Genomic DNA, 17536 nt, shown 5'->3' with positions numbered 1-17536 from the left:
AGTATAAATAGGGGTTTATGTATAAGTTTTCAGATTGAGAGTGCCATAATCTTGATTTGAATAATAATTGAGTTAGATGTAAATCAAGAAAGTTTTACACATACTTTAATATAGAAAAATATTATTTTTCCCTATTTTCCCTATTTTTTTCCATATCTTTATAAATGTATGAATGATATAAGTAAATGAATAGGATTTATAGTGATTTAATTGAGATTTAAATTGACCTTCTCAACAAAAGATGGTGTAATACCTTACAATTACAACTATTATATTGGTTCTTTTATCTACTCATCAATAGAAAAAGCCGATACTAATATTTCTGAAAATCTACACTATTCAAACGATATTAAATTATTTACATTCTCAGATTTAAAGGGAGTTATCCCTATGGGCGAAAAGGGGCTTCTGATAAAAGACAGATGTTTCTTTTATTTTTCATCGCCAAGAAAAGATATTTCTGTCCCTTTTGTTGAAGGTTTATTTAAAAGTTCTTCATTTCATATTGCTGGTGTACCTCTTAACCTAGAATCAGTTGAGGTAATGAAAGATATAGAAGTTTCTGATTCTATACGATTTAGAACAATATCCCCTATATGTATCACTACAAAAATAAACATGAATGATAAACTCAAGATTTGGGATCTTTCTCCAAATGATATAAAATTCTATAAGAATCTAGAAAAAAATTTGATAAAAAAATATTCGATTTATTATGGTAAGGATCTCGAGAATTCTAAATTGAATATTGAAGTGTCTAGTATATTGAGAAGCACTAAAAGAAAAATAAAGAATACTTTCCATACAGCACATTATATTGAATTTAAAGCATATGGAAATCCCGATTTATTAAAACTAGGATATGATTCAGGATTTGGAGAAAAAAATTCGATGGGATTTGGGATGGTTGAGATCATTGATAACGGTGATAATAAGTGAAAGTTGAATTTGATTGGGTTGGGCATCCTTTTGTTGACGCTGGATTAACTGCCTTGTTATTACTATCCAGAAAAGAAACACCAATAGAACTCGAAGATAATGATATAGAAAAAGCCATGAATTTCTTATCTAAAATTTACTGTAACGACTCCTGGAGATCCTACTTATCTGGGCAACTTTTTCCTAATAGCGGAGTATTAATTACCAATCCAAGCATGTATAAAAACAGAACACCAGAGAATCTATATAATAATCTTGAGACTATCTATAATCTAATTCCCTCTTTAGATACAGGTGAAGAAAAATGTGTGATTTGTGGCAGAAGAGAAAGATTAAAAATTTTAGATAGTATAGGAAAATCAAAAATTATTGGGAGACATATATTCCCCCTTGTAGGAACTGGGGATATGTTGAATTTTTTCCCTTCTGCAAACAGTGAAGGAATTGATATTTGTGCAAGTTGTATATTTTTGACCCAACTCATGCCTTTAGCTACTTATAAACTTGGAAATGTGATGTTGTTTCATTGTTATCCATATAAATATAATTTAGAACTTTCAAAAGAAGCCGTAGACACAGCAAGAAAAAGCAGTTTATTTTCTGATGGTAGAACTTTTAGATACCCCTACAACTTTTTCTTCAGAAAAATATCTGAAATCTCAAGAGAGCTAAAATCTGGATGGAAAAATGTTTCTGTGACAATGTACCATTTCAATAATTTTAATCAGAAACAGAGTATAGAAATTACGTATTTCCCAAGTATTGTATTAGAATTTGTAAGTGAAACAGAATCTATAGATTCAAGAGGGTGGAAAAACATAGTGAGAACCGGTTGGTCTGATAAAAAATTAAGCTTTGAAGATTTAGAAAAAAAGAAACCAAATATAGTTTATAATAAACTAATAAAAGGGGAAAGCATAATCCAATATTTTTATGATTCCCATAATAAGAAAGTAAATACAAAATGGGAACTTGCAGAAAATTATGTTATCAAGGTGTTAGGGATGAAAGAAGGAACTTTAGATTTTATTAAGGAGTTATCTGATCGGATACTCGAAACAATAGAAAAAGAAGAAGATAATAGACTTAAGAAAATAATTAGAAATCTTGAAAGAGCCGATAAACTATACCAGTTCCAAGAGTTTTTTATCATCGTAGAAAGGCTTAGGCTAAGATTCGAAATACCAAATCCATTACTCACATTCGATGAAGTTTCAAGTATCCTCTTAGGATATGGTGAAGATTTTAATGTTTCCTGGAGAACTGTAAAAAATTTGATCTTGTTCAGATTATATGAAAGATTGCATAATCGTTTAATTTCAATAAAAGAAGGCGAAAATGAAATAGAAGGAGAGGTGGAATTATGAGTTTTGTATCCGGTATGGTTTTGATCGATGCCCCACATTCTGCTTTGAATATGGCAGGATTGGATAAAGGCTTAGAACAAAATAAAGTTGTTGTAAAGAAATTCAAAAAAGGCAGGAATGAGTACCCATACGTTTCTGCCCAATCTTGGAGATTTTGGTGGAGGACGACTCTACAAGAACACTTTGATTGGAAATTATCAGGTTTGACAAAAATTGAAGGTAGAAGTCAAGCTATTACTGAAACAAATCCTATTGACTACCCAGATGATGATATTTTTGGGTATATGAAAGCTCAAAAGGATAATCAAACTGTTACAAGGATATCCCCCTTAAAAACAACACCTTTGGTATCAATATTGCCTGCCTATAATTCTGTTGTATCTGATTTTGGTGTTTTCTCTAGACATGAAGGAAACCCCGTTCCATATGAGCAACAGTTTTATTCGACTGTATTAAAAGGGGCTTTCTCTTTGGATCTTAACTCTTTAGGTAAATTTACTCTGATGGATAGAGCAGGATACAAAAACATAGCAACAGTCGGGAAAAATGAGAATGACGAGGGATATAAAAAACTACTTGAAAAAGCTAAAGAAAATGGAGTAAAAATCGAAGATAACTATTGGACTTTGCCAAATGAGCTAAGAAAAACAAGAGCCGTAGAAACTTTAAAAGCTTTAAAATATCTTAACGGCGGAGCAAAACAAACTTTATTCTTGACCGATGTAGTTCCTAAATTTATAATTTTGGGAATCTTTGAGGGGGGTATAAATCCATTCATTACCGACATACTCTTTGAAGAAAAAGGAGAAATAAGATTGTCTAAAGAAACTCTTGTTTCTAGAATAGTTCAATATGAGGATATTTTAAAGCCGAAAAAGATAATAATTGGAAAAGATAAAGGATTTTTCCCGAACTGGGAACAAGAGTTAATGAAATTGAATGAAGAGTATAATCTTGACAAGAGTGGGCTAAATATTGTCTATTTTAATAATATAGGAGATGCTATTGAGTCTTGTACAAACGAGGTAGAAAAATATTATGGAAGTTCTTAGAGTTAAACTAAGAAGTCTTACTTCAACGTTTAGGTATCACACATTCCAATCAGGGCAACAACCAACTCTACCTATGCCACCGATTTCAACTTTAGTAGGATTACTTTCGGCTGCAAAAGGAGATATTGTCTCAATAGACCAGATTGATTTTTTAGGCTACATATTTTTTACTAAAGGCAATGGAACTGATTTAGAGAAAACTTATTATTTAGGTGGGGATAAACAAGATATATTAAAAAAAGATTTCTTAGTTGACAACACTCTATACTTATACCTTCCATTATCCTGGGAAAATTATTTGAAAAATCCAAGGTATCAACTGCTTTTAGGTAGATCATCAGATTTAGCATATATCGATGAAATAAAAAAAGTCAATCTTGATAAAAAAAGCAACGTTCAAATAAGCAATACGATTGTTCCGTTAGGAACTATTAATGCTTTTGGAACACTTCAACCAATGCCGATTGAATTTAACTATTCACAAACTCCAAGAAGAGTAAAAAAACTCAAGCCATTTATTTTGGTAAGTCAAAGCTTTAACTATCCAAATGAAGCCTTTTACGATCCAGAACTAGATATGGGCGTATGGATTTATGAAAAAGAATATCTTAGCTAAGTTCAATCCTAACGAAACTATAGAAGAACATATACAAAACGCCTTAAGTGTTTATGAGAGTATAAAAGAATCTTTCACTTGGATACCAGCGATAACAAAAGTTGATGATTTTTGGGCACATTTATTTTATGCAATAGTCTTACACGACATAGGGAAATCTGCAGCAGGATTTCAAAAAGATCCGCTAACTTGGGGGTATAGGCATGAGATACTTTCTGTTCCGTTTACTCAATTTTTATCGTGCCCCGATTTTGTTAAGAATTCTATAGCAATGTCTATTCTCACACATCATAAATACTTGGACAAAATATCACTTAAATTGCCTCCCGATTATAAATTACCTGTAAAATCGGAGTATGAAATAAAATTAGGAGAGCTATTAGAAAACATAGATTATGTCAAGGATTATCTCAAAATTATCAAAACTTGGGAGTCTGATTACAAGATAGGAGAGAAATTTCTTGAATCTGAGGATTTTGTAAATAATTTGTATGAATATAATTTCTATTCTTTAGTTAACTGGTATAATAAAGAAGTTAAGAAAAATAAGATATATTTCATTTTTCTCAAAGGTTTGTTGAATGCAATTGATCATTTGTCATCTAGTGGGGAGAAGAATATTCTCATTTTGCCGGGTATACTAGATGGTTTGACTAGAATTCTCTCACAAACGAGAGAGCTTCAGTCTCGGGCATTAGAAACTTATGGAAATGCTATAATCAAAGCCCCAACAGGATATGGAAAAACTGAAGCTTCTCTCTTGTGGGCTCACAGAAATATGGATCAAGGTTATTCTAATAGATTATTTTACGTATTGCCCTATAAGACCAGTATAAATGCAATGTATGAAAGATTTTCACGAAAATATTTTCAAGAAAAGAATATCGTCGGTATGTATCACAGTTCTTCAGATTATTACTACTATATGCATAATGAAGATTATAGGAAACTAAAAAATCTTTATAGAAAGATATACCTACCGGCTAAAATATCTACTCCTTTCCAGATAATGAAAGGTATTTTTGGGGTAGGATACTATGAAATGGAATTCTCTGAACTTTCTAATTCCGTAATGATTCTAGATGAAATCCACGCATATGAGGATAATATTACGGGAATTCTTTTGGGGATGTTGGAAGTATTAACAAATGAGTATGGATCTAAAACGCTGATTATGTCAGCTACCTTACCATCTTTTATAGAAGAATTATTTGTTGAAACCTTAAATCCAAAAAAACTAACAATTAAAGACCAAGAGCTAGATACTTTTAATCGGCATAGGATTGAGATCATTGAAGGGGACATATTTAATGCCATTGATTCCATTGGGAAGGTCTTGGGCAGTTGTGGCAAACCTATACTTATTGTATGCAATACTGTTGATAGGGCAATTGAAGTATATAACAAATTGAAGGACAAATATTGTTCTTTGTTGATTCATGGAAGATTCTGTCATTTAGATCGGCAGAAGATTGAGGAAGAACTAAAAAATAATTTCAATAATTATGAGATTGTAGTTGCAACTCAAGTCATTGAAGTTTCTTTAGATCTAAGTTTTAGTACAATTATAACGGAGCCTGCCCCTTTAGATGCATTAATTCAAAGATTCGGTAGGGTAAACAGACAAGGTTGGCAATCAAAACAAATTAAACCAATTAATATCTTAACAAAAGGCTCTACTAAAGATCATTACGTTTACGAAAAAAAATTAGTTGATAACTCTCTAAGCCAATTGATGGATATAAATGGAGGGATACTAAGAGAATCAAAAATACAAGAGTTAATGGATAATGTCTATGTGGATTTTGTTGATGAATCTTGTGAGAATATCACATTTGCAAAAGATAATACACTTGAAATATACAAGGATTTAGAGCCAATGAAAAAAAGCAATAGTGAAGAGGAGTTCTATAATTTATTTAAGGCATTTGAAGTCATTCCTTCAATATTCCATGAAGACGTAAACAAAGCTATTTTAGAAGGAAGATATATGGACATCTATAGATACAAAGTCCCTCTTTCATTTTCTAAATATTATGCCATTTCTAAGAAGTATGGAGATTGTTTTTTCAAGGACGAGACAATTGATTCCAGGCCAAACATAATTTTTACGAATCTTTGTTACACCAATGAATTTGGTTTGTTAACAGATAGTTTTAATAGAGATCCTAAAGAGTACATATTTTGATTTTAATAATCAGGGTAGTAGGTGAATGAGATAGATAGTAACATTACAGGAACACAAATAAACTATTTCTTTATTTGTAAAACCAAACTCTGGCTTTTCTCAAAATTTCAAACAATGGAACATTCCTCTGACGTTGTTAAGGATGGAAAAATTATACATGAATCAGTTCATAAAAGAATGATTAAAGAAGTAAATTTACCGGGGATGAAAATAGATTTAATCCAAAAGAAAGATGATTTAGTAATATACGAAGTTAAGAAATCAAAGAGAATGGAAAAAGCTTCAATTTATCAATTACTATTCTATCTTTATAAATTAAAAGAAATGGAAATTATTGCAAAAGGAATTTTAGATTATCCCCTCATTAGAAAAACTGAAGAGATAATCCTAACTGAAGAAAAAGAGAGGGAGTTAGAAGAGATCTCAAATGAAATAATTCTAATTATTGAGGGCTCTATGCCACCACCGGAAAAAAAATCATATTGTAGTAAATGTAGTTATTACGATTTTTGTTGGGTGTAATTATGAAACAAGATTTTTATTTATTAAAAAATGGGGTTCTAAGTAGAAAGGAAAATACAGTATATTTCTATTCTGAAAAGGAGAGACATATCTTGCCAATTAATACGATATCTTCAATATATTGCTACGGCAGAGTTACTTTTACATCAGGAGTTGTTTCCTATTTATCAAAGAAAGGTGTTCCAATCCATTTTTTTAATTATTATGGTTACTATGAGGGTACTTACTACCCCCGAGAATACTTGTTATCTGGAGAAACTATAGTAAGGCAGGCGGAACACTACTTAGACAAAGAAAAAAGAATGTTTCTTGCTAAAGAGATATTAAGCGGAGGGATATATAATATTAAGAAAAATCTTTCATACTATAAAGCGAACGAAGAACTTGAATCTATAAAAAAATGGGAAGAAAAAATTCAAGATACAAATACTATTAGTGAACTAATGAGTGTAGAGGGAAATATACGAAATATTTACTATCAATCATTTAATAAAATACTCCCTGAGGACTTTAATTTTGAAAAAAGAACTAGAAGACCCCCTAAAAACATGGTAAATGCATTAATTTCTTTTTCAAATTCCCTGATGTACTCAACTGTTTTAACAGAAATATATAATACTCAGTTAAATCCAACTATTTCATACCTTCATGAACCTTTTAAGAGAAGATTTTCTTTAAGTTTGGATTTAAGTGAAATTTTCAAACCATTTATTGGCGATAGAGTGGTGTTTAAACTTTTGAATAAAAGAATAATTTCTAAAGATGATTTTGATAAAGATTTAAACTATTGCCTTCTAAAAGATTCTGGGAGAAGATTATTTTTGCAACACTATAATGAACGCCTGGATAAAACGATTAAACATCGTACTTTAGATAGAGATGTTTCATACAAACACATTATAAAATTAGAATGCTATAAACTGATAAAACATGTTAGTGGATTAAAGAATTACGAATCATTTAGGATCTGGTGGTAGTGTATATCATTTTAGTATACGATGTATCTGTTGAAAGAGTAAATAAAGTAAAAAGTTATCTAAGACAACATCTAAACTGGGTTCAAAATTCTGTATTTGAGGGAGAGATCACAGATTCAAAACTTCGAGAATTAAAAAATGGATTGAATGAAATTATAAAAAAAGATAAAGACAATATCATAATATATATTTCAAAAAGTGACAAATTTTTAATAAGAGAAATGATTGGAACTCCTAAATCTGATTTATCAAATATTCTCTAATCGTGGATCTTTATATATGAGATACAAGTTCTGATATCCAAGATAACTTTTATAAAATAGAAGAATTATAAGGCCTGTAATGGTGAAAAAGGCCATTTTTTGGGCCTGTTAGAATAAGACTATTATAGGATTGAAATCATAGATTCTTGCAGCGCCCATCTTGTGGATGGCGGTTAGAATAAGACTATTATAGGATTGAAATGAACAAAGCCGGCAAGATGATCATCTCAAAGAAGCCGTTAGAATAAGACTATTATAGGATTGAAATATTGCAAAAAGAACTGTTTGATGCAGTTGCAACTCACGTTAGAATAAGACTATTATAGGATTGAAATAGCAACAACCGAAAGAGAAGGAATCTTTAAATCAGTGTTAGAATAAGACTATTATAGGATTGAAATACTGGTAGCAACACGGCAAACTCATCGGCTACTTTCAGTTAGAATAAGACTATTATAGGATTGAAATATCGGCTATACCGGTCTCAAAAAGAAGATCAACATAGTTAGAATAAGACTATTATAGGATTGAAATTCATCAATAAGATCTTTAATGGCAAGTTCTATTTCAAGTTAGAATAAGACTATTATAGGATTGAAATTTATACCACTCATAGATATTGCACTTGCTAACGGCGTTAGAATAAGACTATTATAGGATTGAAATATAATATGCAATTATTCAGTTAATTTTAAGGCGCAAGTTAGAATAAGACTATTATAGGATTGAAATTGAAATGGTACAGCTTTCCATCGAGCAATCAAAATTTGTTAGAATAAGACTATTATAGGATTGAAATCTGCTTCATTTGACAAGCAGCTTGGCAGCAACGGCTAGTTAGAATAAGACTATTATAGGATTGAAATAGGAAAAGCAAAAAGGGCCTGGAGGACTTTTATTGAAGTTAGAATAAGACTATTATAGGATTGAAATGAACAATGCTAATGAGACACAAGTTTTCTGCAACCAGTTAGAATAAGACTATTATAGGATTGAAATAAGGGTAATTATCCTCAAAACCCTTTGCGGTAAATTCGTTAGAATAAGACTATTATAGGATTGAAATGGCTGAAAAGCCTAAAAAGTAAATGCATTTTTATTTTGTTAGAATAAGACTATTATAGGATTGAAATGGGTACGACTTCGGAGAGCTTTTGCGATAGGTAGGCGTTAGAATAAGACTATTATAGGATTGAAATTGAACACCTTATCGACTACAGTTTTAGAATTGTTGGTTAGAATAAGACTATTATAGGATTGAAATGCTCATAGGGGGGACGTCTGTAAGGTAGCAAAGGTAAGTTAGAATAAGACTATTATAGGATTGAAATAAGCCTTATGCAATCTTCCCGGATATCGGGGTGGGGTTAGAATAAGACTATTATAGGATTGAAATGCTTTTTCGCTAGTTAAATGGATCCTCTCTTAATCCGTTAGAATAAGACTATTATAGGATTGAAATGTTCTCCGACTCACAGATAATCAAATTCATAAGAGGGAGTTAGAATAAGACTATTATAGGATTGAAATGTGCTCAGAGGTCATGAGGTAATGGTACATTATTTAGTTAGAATAAGACTATTATAGGATTGAAATATAAAATAGGCTACAAGTGGGATTTCAGAGGATTCGTTAGAATAAGACTATTATAGGATTGAAATATCCTTTTTTCATGTTGGGACCAAATTAAAACAACAAAGGTTAGAATAAGACTATTATAGGATTGAAATATATCAGAATACGGTATAGACTATATAGACTATAACGTTAGAATAAGACTATTATAGGATTGAAATGCGGATAACTCATTACAAACATACGAAGTCCAATTAGTTAGAATAAGACTATTATAGGATTGAAATATGCCATCTTTCGTGCCTCCCGGAGTTATAGTCGCAGTTAGAATAAGACTATTATAGGATTGAAATACTAAAACGTTTGATAACACAAAAACAATGACAGTGTTAGAATAAGACTATTATAGGATTGAAATCAATACCCCTGGATACGGTACAAAACACAAAGGGTAGTTAGAATAAGACTATTATAGGATTGAAATTACGGTGATGTACTGCTCGCCTCTCTTGGTGACGTAGGTTAGAATAAGACTATTATAGGATTGAAATATGGATCTTCCTGGACGGCTGCAACTGGAAAATGTGCTTGTTAGAATAAGACTATTATAGGATTGAAATGGATTTATGTCACGAACATTGAAGTCCTGGAGAGCTGTTAGAATAAGACTATTATAGGATTGAAATGGTGTAAGCCCTATTGCGGTGTGAATTGTCTTACCGTTAGAATAAGACTATTATAGGATTGAAATCTAGCTGTATCGATGCATTTGATGTATGGCTAGTTAGTTAGAATAAGACTATTATAGGATTGAAATTGCTCTTTAGTGCAGCAACAATAGGGTCGTCTTCAGGAGGTTAGAATAAGACTATTATAGGATTGAAATCTAGCTGTATCGATGCATTTGATGTATGGCTAGTTAGTTAGAATAAGACTATTATAGGATTGAAATTGCTCTTTAGTGCAGCAACAATAGGGTCGTCTTCAGGAGGTTAGAATAAGACTATTATAGGATTGAAATATACACTGAGATTAGATTTTTTTATTATGCGCCCATCTTATAATCTTACCCAATAATTTTGGGAATCAAAACCCAAAACCTTATATATGATTCTTGGATTGGTTTGGAAAGGTTGTTATAGAACGACTGAAAACGCTAAAAAAAGTTCAAAACAGTTTTTCTTATACCCTCCTTGTCCAAAGGAGGTATTTACTTGAGCGAATTTAGTCTTGTCATTAAGAATGCAAGAATCAACGATACCACTATTTCTGATATTGGTATTAATAATGGCAAAATAGAAAAAATAGGCAGATTGAATAATGGCAAAACAAACATAGATGCAAATAAAAATTATGTAATAAGTGGTTTTGTGAATTCCCACTGTCATCTTGATAAGTCAAATCTACTAGACAAGATGACAGAAGACCATCTTGGTAAGACACTTGAAGAAAACAGGCTTCTATTAAAAAAATTGAAAAGTTCTTATTCAGAATCAGACATTGAAAAAAGAGCAACTGATACAATAGAAAAGATGCTCTCAAAAGGGATAACGGCAATAAGAACACAAGTGGATGTAGATCCAACGGCCGGGGTAGTCTCGATTAGATCTCTCCTAAAATTAAGAGAAAAATACAAAGATAGAGTATACATACAGATAGCAGCTTTCCCGCAGGAAGGTGTAGTTGATGAAGCAAAAAGAGACTTAATGGAAAAAGCAATGGAACTTGGAGCAGATGTAGTTGGAGGTCTACCACTAGTTGAAGCAAAGGGAAATGAGAAAAGGCATCTTGAAATTCTTTTTGAGCTCGCAAAACAGTATAATAAGAATCTTGATATCCAGGTAGACGAAACAAATGACCCGAGAATGGCAATACTGCCAGAGGTAATAAAAAAGACGAAGGAAGAAAATTTCAATGGGAGGGTAACAGTAACTCATGCAATAGCGCTTTCAAGACTGCCAACAGAAAAGGCAAGAGAGATAATTGAACAGATGAAGGCTCTAAGGATTAATGTCATAGTTACCCCAAGTGCAAACATGATTACAAGATTTGCAGAAGTAAGTGACCTCTGGATAAGGCCATCAAACAGCATAACTAGGGTAACTGAGCTATACGACAGTGGAATAAACGTTGCAATAGGAACTGATAATGTAAGGGATATCTTCTACCCATTTGGAAACTGTAGCATGATAAGAGAGCTTCACATGCTGGTATCTGCAACAAGGATGACCACAAGAGATTACATAGATGGGGCCATATCAATGGCAACAACAAACGGCGCAAAACTTCTGGGATTAAATTACGGAATAGAAGAAGGAAGACAAGCTGACATAATAATCACAGACGGCAAGTCAAAACTTGATATTCTAAACAGCGATGAAACAATACCCTACGTCATTAAAAATGGAAATATTCTTTCTCTTGATAAAAATAGACTTGAAAGGGGGAGTAACTGATGTCTAATATCGAATCAATAGTCAGAGATTCAATAGACATGCACTACCACATAGGGCCGGACGTTCTACCGAGAAGGGACACTGTAGAGAGCCTTCTAAAGAATGAAAAAGGAAAAATAACTGGAATAGCATTAAAGTCTCATGCATTCCCAACAATATCGGTAATAAACACAGTTGAAAAAAAATCAGAAGGCCCTTTTCTAATAGGGTCAATAACTTTGAATTACTTCATGGGAGGGTTTAATCCAAGTGCAATATACGCTTCTGCAACAATGTCAAAGGGTGCGCCAATTATCGTGTGGTTCCCCACAATACATGCGGAAAACCATCTTTTGAACAATCACAGTGAGTACGAGATACCCCCCGAGTGGGTAAAGGATCCAAAATTTAAACCTAGATTAAAATCTGAACTAAAAGCAATAAAAGTCACAGACTGGAATTATAGATTATTCGATAAATGCAATAGAGTCCTTAAGGCAATAAAAGAAAATAACGGAATTCTTGCAACAGGGCACTTGTCATGGCAGGAAAGTTATGTACTAGCAAGTGAAGCATTAAAAATGGGCATCCCTACAATCATTACTCACCCGATGCAGAGGGACATCAAAATGCCCATAGATGTCCAGAAGGAGCTTGCCGGAAAAGGAGCATACATTGAGCACTGTTACATCATGTGGCTAGACAGAGACCATCCGGAAGACTATCCCCTCAAAACAATAAAGGAAGATATTGAAGAAGTTGGGTATGAGCAATGTATCATATCTTCTGATGCAGGGCAGGTGAGAAATCCATCTTCAAGTGAATGTCTTGAGACCTACATGAACTTGCTAAACAATGAAGGTATATCAGAGAATGCTTTAGCTACAATGGCAGTGACAAACCCAAGAAAGATTCTAGGGATGGAGATAAAATGATTGACATTTCCGCAGATATCTCGGGGGTTCATTTCGATAGTTGCATAATGAACGCATCAGGGCCACTAGATACAACTTTAGAAGAATTGACAGACATCGCAACTTCTTCTGCCGGCGGAATTGTAATGAAGTCATGCACAGTTGAAGTGCGCGAGGGAAATCCCGAGCCAAGGTATGTTGATGTTGAATGGGGGTCAATTAATTCAATGGGGTTACCAAATCTTGGGTACAAGTACTATAATGAGATAACTCCTAAGTTAAAATCCTACGGTAAGCCATTAATAGCAAGCATAGCCGGTGCAGAAAGCCAGGAGTACAAAAAAATAGTTGAGTCATTTAACACTTCCAATGTGGATATCTTAGAGATTAATCTATCATGCCCTAATGTTGTTGGAAGGCCACAGATAGGATATGACTTTGAAATGTCTGAAGAGATAATGGGTGTAGTGGGTGATGTTTCTGATAAGCCGTGGGGTGTCAAACTCCCGCCATACTTTGATTTTGTTCATTTTGAGGAGATGGCTTCGATTCTTAATAATTCCAAAATCTCTTTTATAGTTAGCATTAATTCAATTGGAAATGCCCTTTTCATAGACTGGGAAACTGAGAAAGTTCTAATAAAGCCAAAAGGTGGATTTGGCGGTCTTGGAGGGAAATATATCAAACCGACAGCCCTTGCAAACGTCAGGAAGTTCCACGAACTTCTGGATAAAAGTATCAAAATTGTAGGGGTAGGCGGGGTATACAGCGGCATTGATGCATTTGAATTTATCCTATCAGGCGCTACTTTGCTGCAACTTGGGACCTCTTTCGCACAGGAAGGGCCGCAAATATTTGAGAGGGTAACAAGAGAGCTTAAAGCGATAATGGAAAAGAAAGGCTACAAATCTCTAGAAGATTTTAGAGGGAAACTAAAGGTGATGAATTGAAAGCGCTCTATGACATACTTTTCATAACGAAAAGCATTCACATAGATGCAGAAAATCCCTTCACCTTTTCTTCAGGGATAAAGAGCCCAATTTACTGCGACACAAGACGGCTGATATCTTATCCAAAGGAGAGAAAAATGATAATATCGGGATTCTTAGATAAAATAAATGGCATGAATATTGAATCTGTGATCGGTGTTGCAACAGGTGGCATCTCATGGGGTGCGTGGCTCTCTGATAAACTTGATGTGCCATTTGCGTACATTAGATCTTCCCACAAGGACTATGGGAAAAAACAGAGCATTGAAGGAAACATTGATTTTAATAAAAATATACTTGTTATAGAAGATGTTGTTTCAACAGGTGGATCCCTTGGAAGGGCGATCAATTTACTGAAAGAGTCTTCTGCAAAATCCTTGAATGCTTGTTCTATATTCTCTTACCAATTTCCTGAATCTATAAAATTATTCCAAGAGCTAGATGTTCCGTTTCAAAGTCTTTTGACACTTGATGGATTACTTGAATATGAATCAGATAAACTTGGGCATAATAAGAAAGAAATAGAGATCTGGAAAAAGAATCCAAGGGAGTGGCGAAGTTAATGATTATGGAAGAGGATGTTCGAAGGAGGATATGTCTAGCACTTGACGTTGATAATTTAGATTTAGCCAAAGAATTAGTTGAAGAGAGTTCTGAATATGTTGGGGTATATAAAATCGGGAAAGAATTATTTGTTTCCGAAGGAACTTCTTCAATCAAAATCCCACAGAGCTACGATAGGGATGTTTTTTTGGATCTTAAATTTCATGATATACCTAATACCGTGGAGGGAGCTTCAAAGGCTTTGGTCAAGCACAAAGTCAAGATGTTTACAATTCACTCGATGGGCGGAAAAGAGATGATCCAGGCTTCAGTTAAAGGTGTCAATAGCGGTGTCAAGTATTATGGGAATATCAGGCCAAATATTTTGGGCGTAACAGTTCTTACAAGCCATGATGAAAAATCGTTGAAAGATATTCTAATCGATAAGCCTCTTGATTCCGCCTTAGTGCAATATGCAAAAATGGCATCAGAAAATGGGTGTGACGGACTAGTTTGCTCCCCCAACGATATTAATATTATTAGGTCACATCTTGATAAAGAAATGATCTATGTAACTCCTGGAGTAAGATTAAGAGACGATAAAGTTTCTGATCAAAAAAGGACATGCACTCCAGAAGAAGCAATTGTCAATGGCTCATCAGTTATTGTTGTTGGCAGAAGCATATTGAATTCAGACAATAGAACTGAAATACTAAAGAAGATATACAAAGAAGTGGAAAAAGGGTTGAAGGCAAGTAAATGCTGAGTTATAATCAAATTAAAGAGAAATCATTATAAATTAATCTTAGTCTCTTATTGTATAGCCTTCTATATGTGATTATCATGAAATTTAGATTAAGTAAAACATTCAAATTTGATGCAGCGCACAAATTAGTCGATTATGACGGTGCATGTGCTAATCTTCATGGTCACACGTACAAATTGATCGTTACAGTGGAAGGTACTCCAGATAAAACTGGGATGGTCATGGATCTTTTCGATTTAAAGAAAATAGTCACTGAAAAAATAGTAAGTAAGATGGATCATTGTTTTTTGAATGATTTATACACCCAACCAACAGTAGAGAATATGGCAAAGGATATTTTCTTAAAACTTGAAAAGGAATTTGAAAAAACTAAAGTTAAGCTTTTTTCTATAAGACTATATGAAGGTGAAGGCTCTTACGTAGAGGTCTTCCAATGAAAAATCTCTTAGTTTCTGAGATATTTGTCTCATTCAACGGAGAGGGATTAGAAATTGGCAAGCCTACTATATTTTTAAGACTCTCTGGATGCAATCTCGACTGCAGTTGGTGTGATACTAAATATGCCAACTATAATGCAGTTGAAAAAAGTACTGAAGAAATAATAGAAGAAATTGATAAATTAAACAATCATATTAATTCTGTTCTAATTACTGGGGGGGAACCTTTGCTCCAAGATATAGGAGAAATTGTTGATAAACTTCACAAAAAAAATTACTACCTAGGTATTGAAACAAACGGTTCATTCTATGATGACGTTTTATTGAAAACTGATTTCATAAGTGTTGATATTAAGACTCCAAGCAGCAATAACGAAACAAATGATTTAGATATTTTCAAAAAGATTGTAAATGCTATAAAAAAAAGAAATGGCCAGATGAAGGCCGTAATCGCCGATAGAATTGATTATGATTTTTTAAAGAAATTTATTGAGGAAAACTCTTTTAACGTTCCTCTTATTATCCAACCTTGTTGGGGCAAACTTAATTATAAAGAGTTATGTGAAATGTATCTTACAAATCCGATAAATCACAATAATATCAGAGTAGTGCTTCAGATACATAAATTGGGGGATATCAAATGATTAATACTCAAGATGAGTCGCCAAAACATCAACTAAAGCTTGAAAGAGTTGGAATTAAAAATCTAAAAACTCTTATCAAGATAGACAGAAATAACAAAGAATTTCGCCATATACCAAAGATCAATATTTTTATGGATCTAGATCAGGACAAAAAAGGAGTTCATATGAGTAGATTCATCGAGAGTATTACAGAGATCTTAGAAGATGAAGTGAGAGATAATCACAAATCCCTTGAACAAATAGGGAAGCACATACTTGAAAAATTGAAGGTTAAACACAGTTATGTAAGTGCTGAAATTGAATTTGAATCTGAAATACCCATTTATGAAAAAACACCTGTAAGTAAGAAAGATACAATTGAGATACACGATGTCAAAGTAAGACTAAAAAATAACAATGGCACATGGATAAAAATATTAGAAGCCAGTGTTGTAGGAAATACTGCGTGTCCCCATGCGTTGGCCGTTAATAAGAAGGGAACACATATACAAAGAGCTGTTGGAAATTTAAAGATTGAAACAGATTTTGACAATGATATTGACCTTGAAGAGATGATTGAAACTGTTGAAAATTCATTTTCGGCAAGAGTCTTTACTTTATTAAAAACTGAGGATGAGTCATTTGTTGTAGATAAAATGCATACAAACCCACTTTTCGTCGAGGATGTTTGCAGAAATATGTTATCTCTCGCCTCTTCTAAATTTAATAAATCAAAAATACACGCAGAATGCTTAAGCTATGAATCAATACACAGACATGATGTTTTTGCTGAGGGGGTCATAGAAACATGAAAACTGCTGTTGTATTGCTTAGTGGAGGAATGGATTCTGCTGTTTGCGCTGCAATAGCAAAAAAAGATGGGTATAATATTTACGTTATTCATGTTGATTACGGGCAGAGGACAAATAAGAAAGAGTATAACTGCGCAAAAGATATTTCCTCATTTTATAATGCCCTGGATTTCAAAGTTATTAATCTTGATTTCTTAAAAGAGATAGGGGGCAGTGGACTAACTGATAAGTCTATTGATCTACCAAAAGCAGAAACTATAGGAATACCGCCAAGTTACGTTCCTTTCAGAAATTCCATCCTGCTTTCTTTAGCCACAGCATGGGCAGAAGTAGTTGGTGCAGAAGCTATTTACTATGGGGCAAATTCAATAGATTTCTCAGGATATCCCGATTGCAGACCTCTTTTCTTTGAGGCTTTTCAAGAACTAATTGATGCCGGGACAAAGGACCATACAAATATTAAACTTAAAACACCCCTTGCATACATGTCTAAAGGAGATATAGTAAAGAAAGGTATT

At 33.2% G+C, this 17536-nt stretch carries 17 protein-coding genes and 1 CRISPR repeat array; all 17 genes read left to right on the top strand.

All coding sequences use genetic code 11. The features are described 5' to 3' along the window. The first annotated feature begins 210 nt into the window (after nt 1-210). Nucleotides 211-939 (top strand): CRISPR-associated endoribonuclease Cas6, encoded by a 729-nt coding sequence (gene cas6 / locus PLI06_00085; protein ID HOI75996.1) that lies wholly within the window; start codon nt 211-213, stop codon nt 937-939. Further along, nucleotides 936-2306 (top strand): type I-B CRISPR-associated protein Cas8b1/Cst1, encoded by a 1371-nt coding sequence (cas8a1, locus tag PLI06_00080; GenBank protein ID HOI75995.1) that lies wholly within the window; start codon nt 936-938, stop codon nt 2304-2306. The genes cas6 and cas8a1 overlap by 4 nt, the downstream gene beginning before the upstream one ends. Next, nucleotides 2303-3358, top strand: coding sequence for a type I-B CRISPR-associated protein Cas7/Cst2/DevR (gene cas7i, locus PLI06_00075; GenBank protein HOI75994.1), 1056 nt, complete (start codon nt 2303-2305; stop codon nt 3356-3358). The genes cas8a1 and cas7i overlap by 4 nt, the downstream gene beginning before the upstream one ends. Further along, complete coding sequence (gene cas5b / locus PLI06_00070) at nt 3345-3974, top strand: type I-B CRISPR-associated protein Cas5b (GenBank protein HOI75993.1); 630 nt, start codon at nt 3345-3347, stop codon at nt 3972-3974. The genes cas7i and cas5b overlap by 14 nt, the downstream gene beginning before the upstream one ends. Continuing rightward, nucleotides 3952-6162, top strand: coding sequence for a CRISPR-associated helicase Cas3' (gene cas3 / locus PLI06_00065; protein HOI75992.1), 2211 nt, complete (start codon nt 3952-3954; stop codon nt 6160-6162). The genes cas5b and cas3 overlap by 23 nt, the downstream gene beginning before the upstream one ends. A gap of 21 nt (nt 6163-6183) precedes the next feature. Continuing rightward, nucleotides 6184-6684 carry a CRISPR-associated protein Cas4 gene (gene cas4 / locus PLI06_00060; GenBank protein ID HOI75991.1) on the top strand — a complete coding sequence of 167 codons (501 nt, stop codon included), beginning with the start codon at nt 6184-6186 and terminating at the stop codon, nt 6682-6684. Beyond that, nucleotides 6684-7661: a type I-B CRISPR-associated endonuclease Cas1b gene (gene cas1b / locus PLI06_00055; protein ID HOI75990.1), complete on the top strand. Its 978-nt coding sequence runs from the start codon at nt 6684-6686 to the stop codon at nt 7659-7661. The genes cas4 and cas1b overlap by 1 nt, the downstream gene beginning before the upstream one ends. Beyond that, the gene (cas2, locus tag PLI06_00050) at nt 7661-7924 is read left to right on the top strand and encodes a CRISPR-associated endonuclease Cas2 (GenBank protein HOI75989.1); all 264 of its coding nucleotides are present in this window, start codon (nt 7661-7663) and stop codon (nt 7922-7924) included. Before cas1b ends, cas2 begins: the two co-directional genes overlap by 1 nt. Nucleotides 7925-8031: 107 nt before the next feature. After that, nucleotides 8032-10520: a CRISPR direct-repeat array (repeat unit 30 nt; unit sequence GTTAGAATAAGACTATTATAGGATTGAAAT). A 193-nt stretch (nt 10521-10713) separates the two neighbouring features. Then, complete coding sequence (locus tag PLI06_00045; GenBank protein HOI75988.1) at nt 10714-11955, top strand: amidohydrolase family protein; 1242 nt, start codon at nt 10714-10716, stop codon at nt 11953-11955. Further along, on the top strand, nt 11955-12869 hold the full coding sequence (locus tag PLI06_00040) for a DUF6282 family protein (protein ID HOI75987.1): 915 nt from the start codon (nt 11955-11957) through the stop codon (nt 12867-12869). The genes PLI06_00045 and PLI06_00040 overlap by 1 nt, the downstream gene beginning before the upstream one ends. Next, nucleotides 12866-13798: a dihydroorotate oxidase gene (locus tag PLI06_00035; GenBank protein HOI75986.1), complete on the top strand. Its 933-nt coding sequence runs from the start codon at nt 12866-12868 to the stop codon at nt 13796-13798. The genes PLI06_00040 and PLI06_00035 overlap by 4 nt, the downstream gene beginning before the upstream one ends. After that, complete coding sequence (gene pyrE, locus PLI06_00030) at nt 13795-14400, top strand: orotate phosphoribosyltransferase (GenBank protein ID HOI75985.1); 606 nt, start codon at nt 13795-13797, stop codon at nt 14398-14400. The genes PLI06_00035 and pyrE overlap by 4 nt, the downstream gene beginning before the upstream one ends. Beyond that, complete coding sequence (gene pyrF / locus PLI06_00025; GenBank protein ID HOI75984.1) at nt 14400-15146, top strand: orotidine-5'-phosphate decarboxylase; 747 nt, start codon at nt 14400-14402, stop codon at nt 15144-15146. Before pyrE ends, pyrF begins: the two co-directional genes overlap by 1 nt. Nucleotides 15147-15223: 77 nt before the next feature. Next, nucleotides 15224-15583 (top strand): 6-carboxytetrahydropterin synthase QueD, encoded by a 360-nt coding sequence (queD, locus tag PLI06_00020; GenBank protein HOI75983.1) that lies wholly within the window; start codon nt 15224-15226, stop codon nt 15581-15583. Beyond that, nucleotides 15580-16227 carry a 7-carboxy-7-deazaguanine synthase QueE gene (locus tag PLI06_00015; GenBank protein HOI75982.1) on the top strand — a complete coding sequence of 216 codons (648 nt, stop codon included), beginning with the start codon at nt 15580-15582 and terminating at the stop codon, nt 16225-16227. The genes queD and PLI06_00015 overlap by 4 nt, the downstream gene beginning before the upstream one ends. Beyond that, nucleotides 16224-17018, top strand: coding sequence for a GTP cyclohydrolase, FolE2/MptA family (locus PLI06_00010; protein HOI75981.1), 795 nt, complete (start codon nt 16224-16226; stop codon nt 17016-17018). The genes PLI06_00015 and PLI06_00010 overlap by 4 nt, the downstream gene beginning before the upstream one ends. Beyond that, a partial coding sequence (gene queC / locus PLI06_00005) for a 7-cyano-7-deazaguanine synthase QueC (protein ID HOI75980.1) occupies nt 17015-17536 on the top strand: 522 nt, incomplete at its 3' end. The genes PLI06_00010 and queC, both read left to right, overlap by 4 nt.

Source organism: Methanofastidiosum sp. (genome assembly GCA_035362715.1).
Classification (GTDB): Archaea; Methanobacteriota_B; Thermococci; order Methanofastidiosales; family Methanofastidiosaceae; genus Methanofastidiosum.
This window is presented reverse-complemented; position numbering and strand designations above follow the sequence as displayed.

What these genes read in the sequence shown, in the direction of transcription:
- cas5b (HOI75993.1), top strand. Translation starts at nt 3,345, where the DNA reads ATGGAAGTTCTTAGAGTTAAACTAAGAAGTCTTACTTCAACGTTTAGG.
- PLI06_00040 (HOI75987.1), top strand. Translation starts at nt 11,955, where the DNA reads ATGTCTAATATCGAATCAATAGTCAGAGATTCAATAGACATGCACTAC.
- cas3 (HOI75992.1), top strand. Translation starts at nt 3,952, where the DNA reads ATGAAAAAGAATATCTTAGCTAAGTTCAATCCTAACGAAACTATAGAA.
- PLI06_00035 (HOI75986.1), top strand. Translation starts at nt 12,866, where the DNA reads ATGATTGACATTTCCGCAGATATCTCGGGGGTTCATTTCGATAGTTGC.
- queD (HOI75983.1), top strand. Translation starts at nt 15,224, where the DNA reads ATGAAATTTAGATTAAGTAAAACATTCAAATTTGATGCAGCGCACAAA.
- PLI06_00010 (HOI75981.1), top strand. Translation starts at nt 16,224, where the DNA reads ATGATTAATACTCAAGATGAGTCGCCAAAACATCAACTAAAGCTTGAA.
- cas7i (HOI75994.1), top strand. Translation starts at nt 2,303, where the DNA reads ATGAGTTTTGTATCCGGTATGGTTTTGATCGATGCCCCACATTCTGCT.
- pyrF (HOI75984.1), top strand. Translation starts at nt 14,400, where the DNA reads ATGATTATGGAAGAGGATGTTCGAAGGAGGATATGTCTAGCACTTGAC.
- PLI06_00015 (HOI75982.1), top strand. Translation starts at nt 15,580, where the DNA reads ATGAAAAATCTCTTAGTTTCTGAGATATTTGTCTCATTCAACGGAGAG.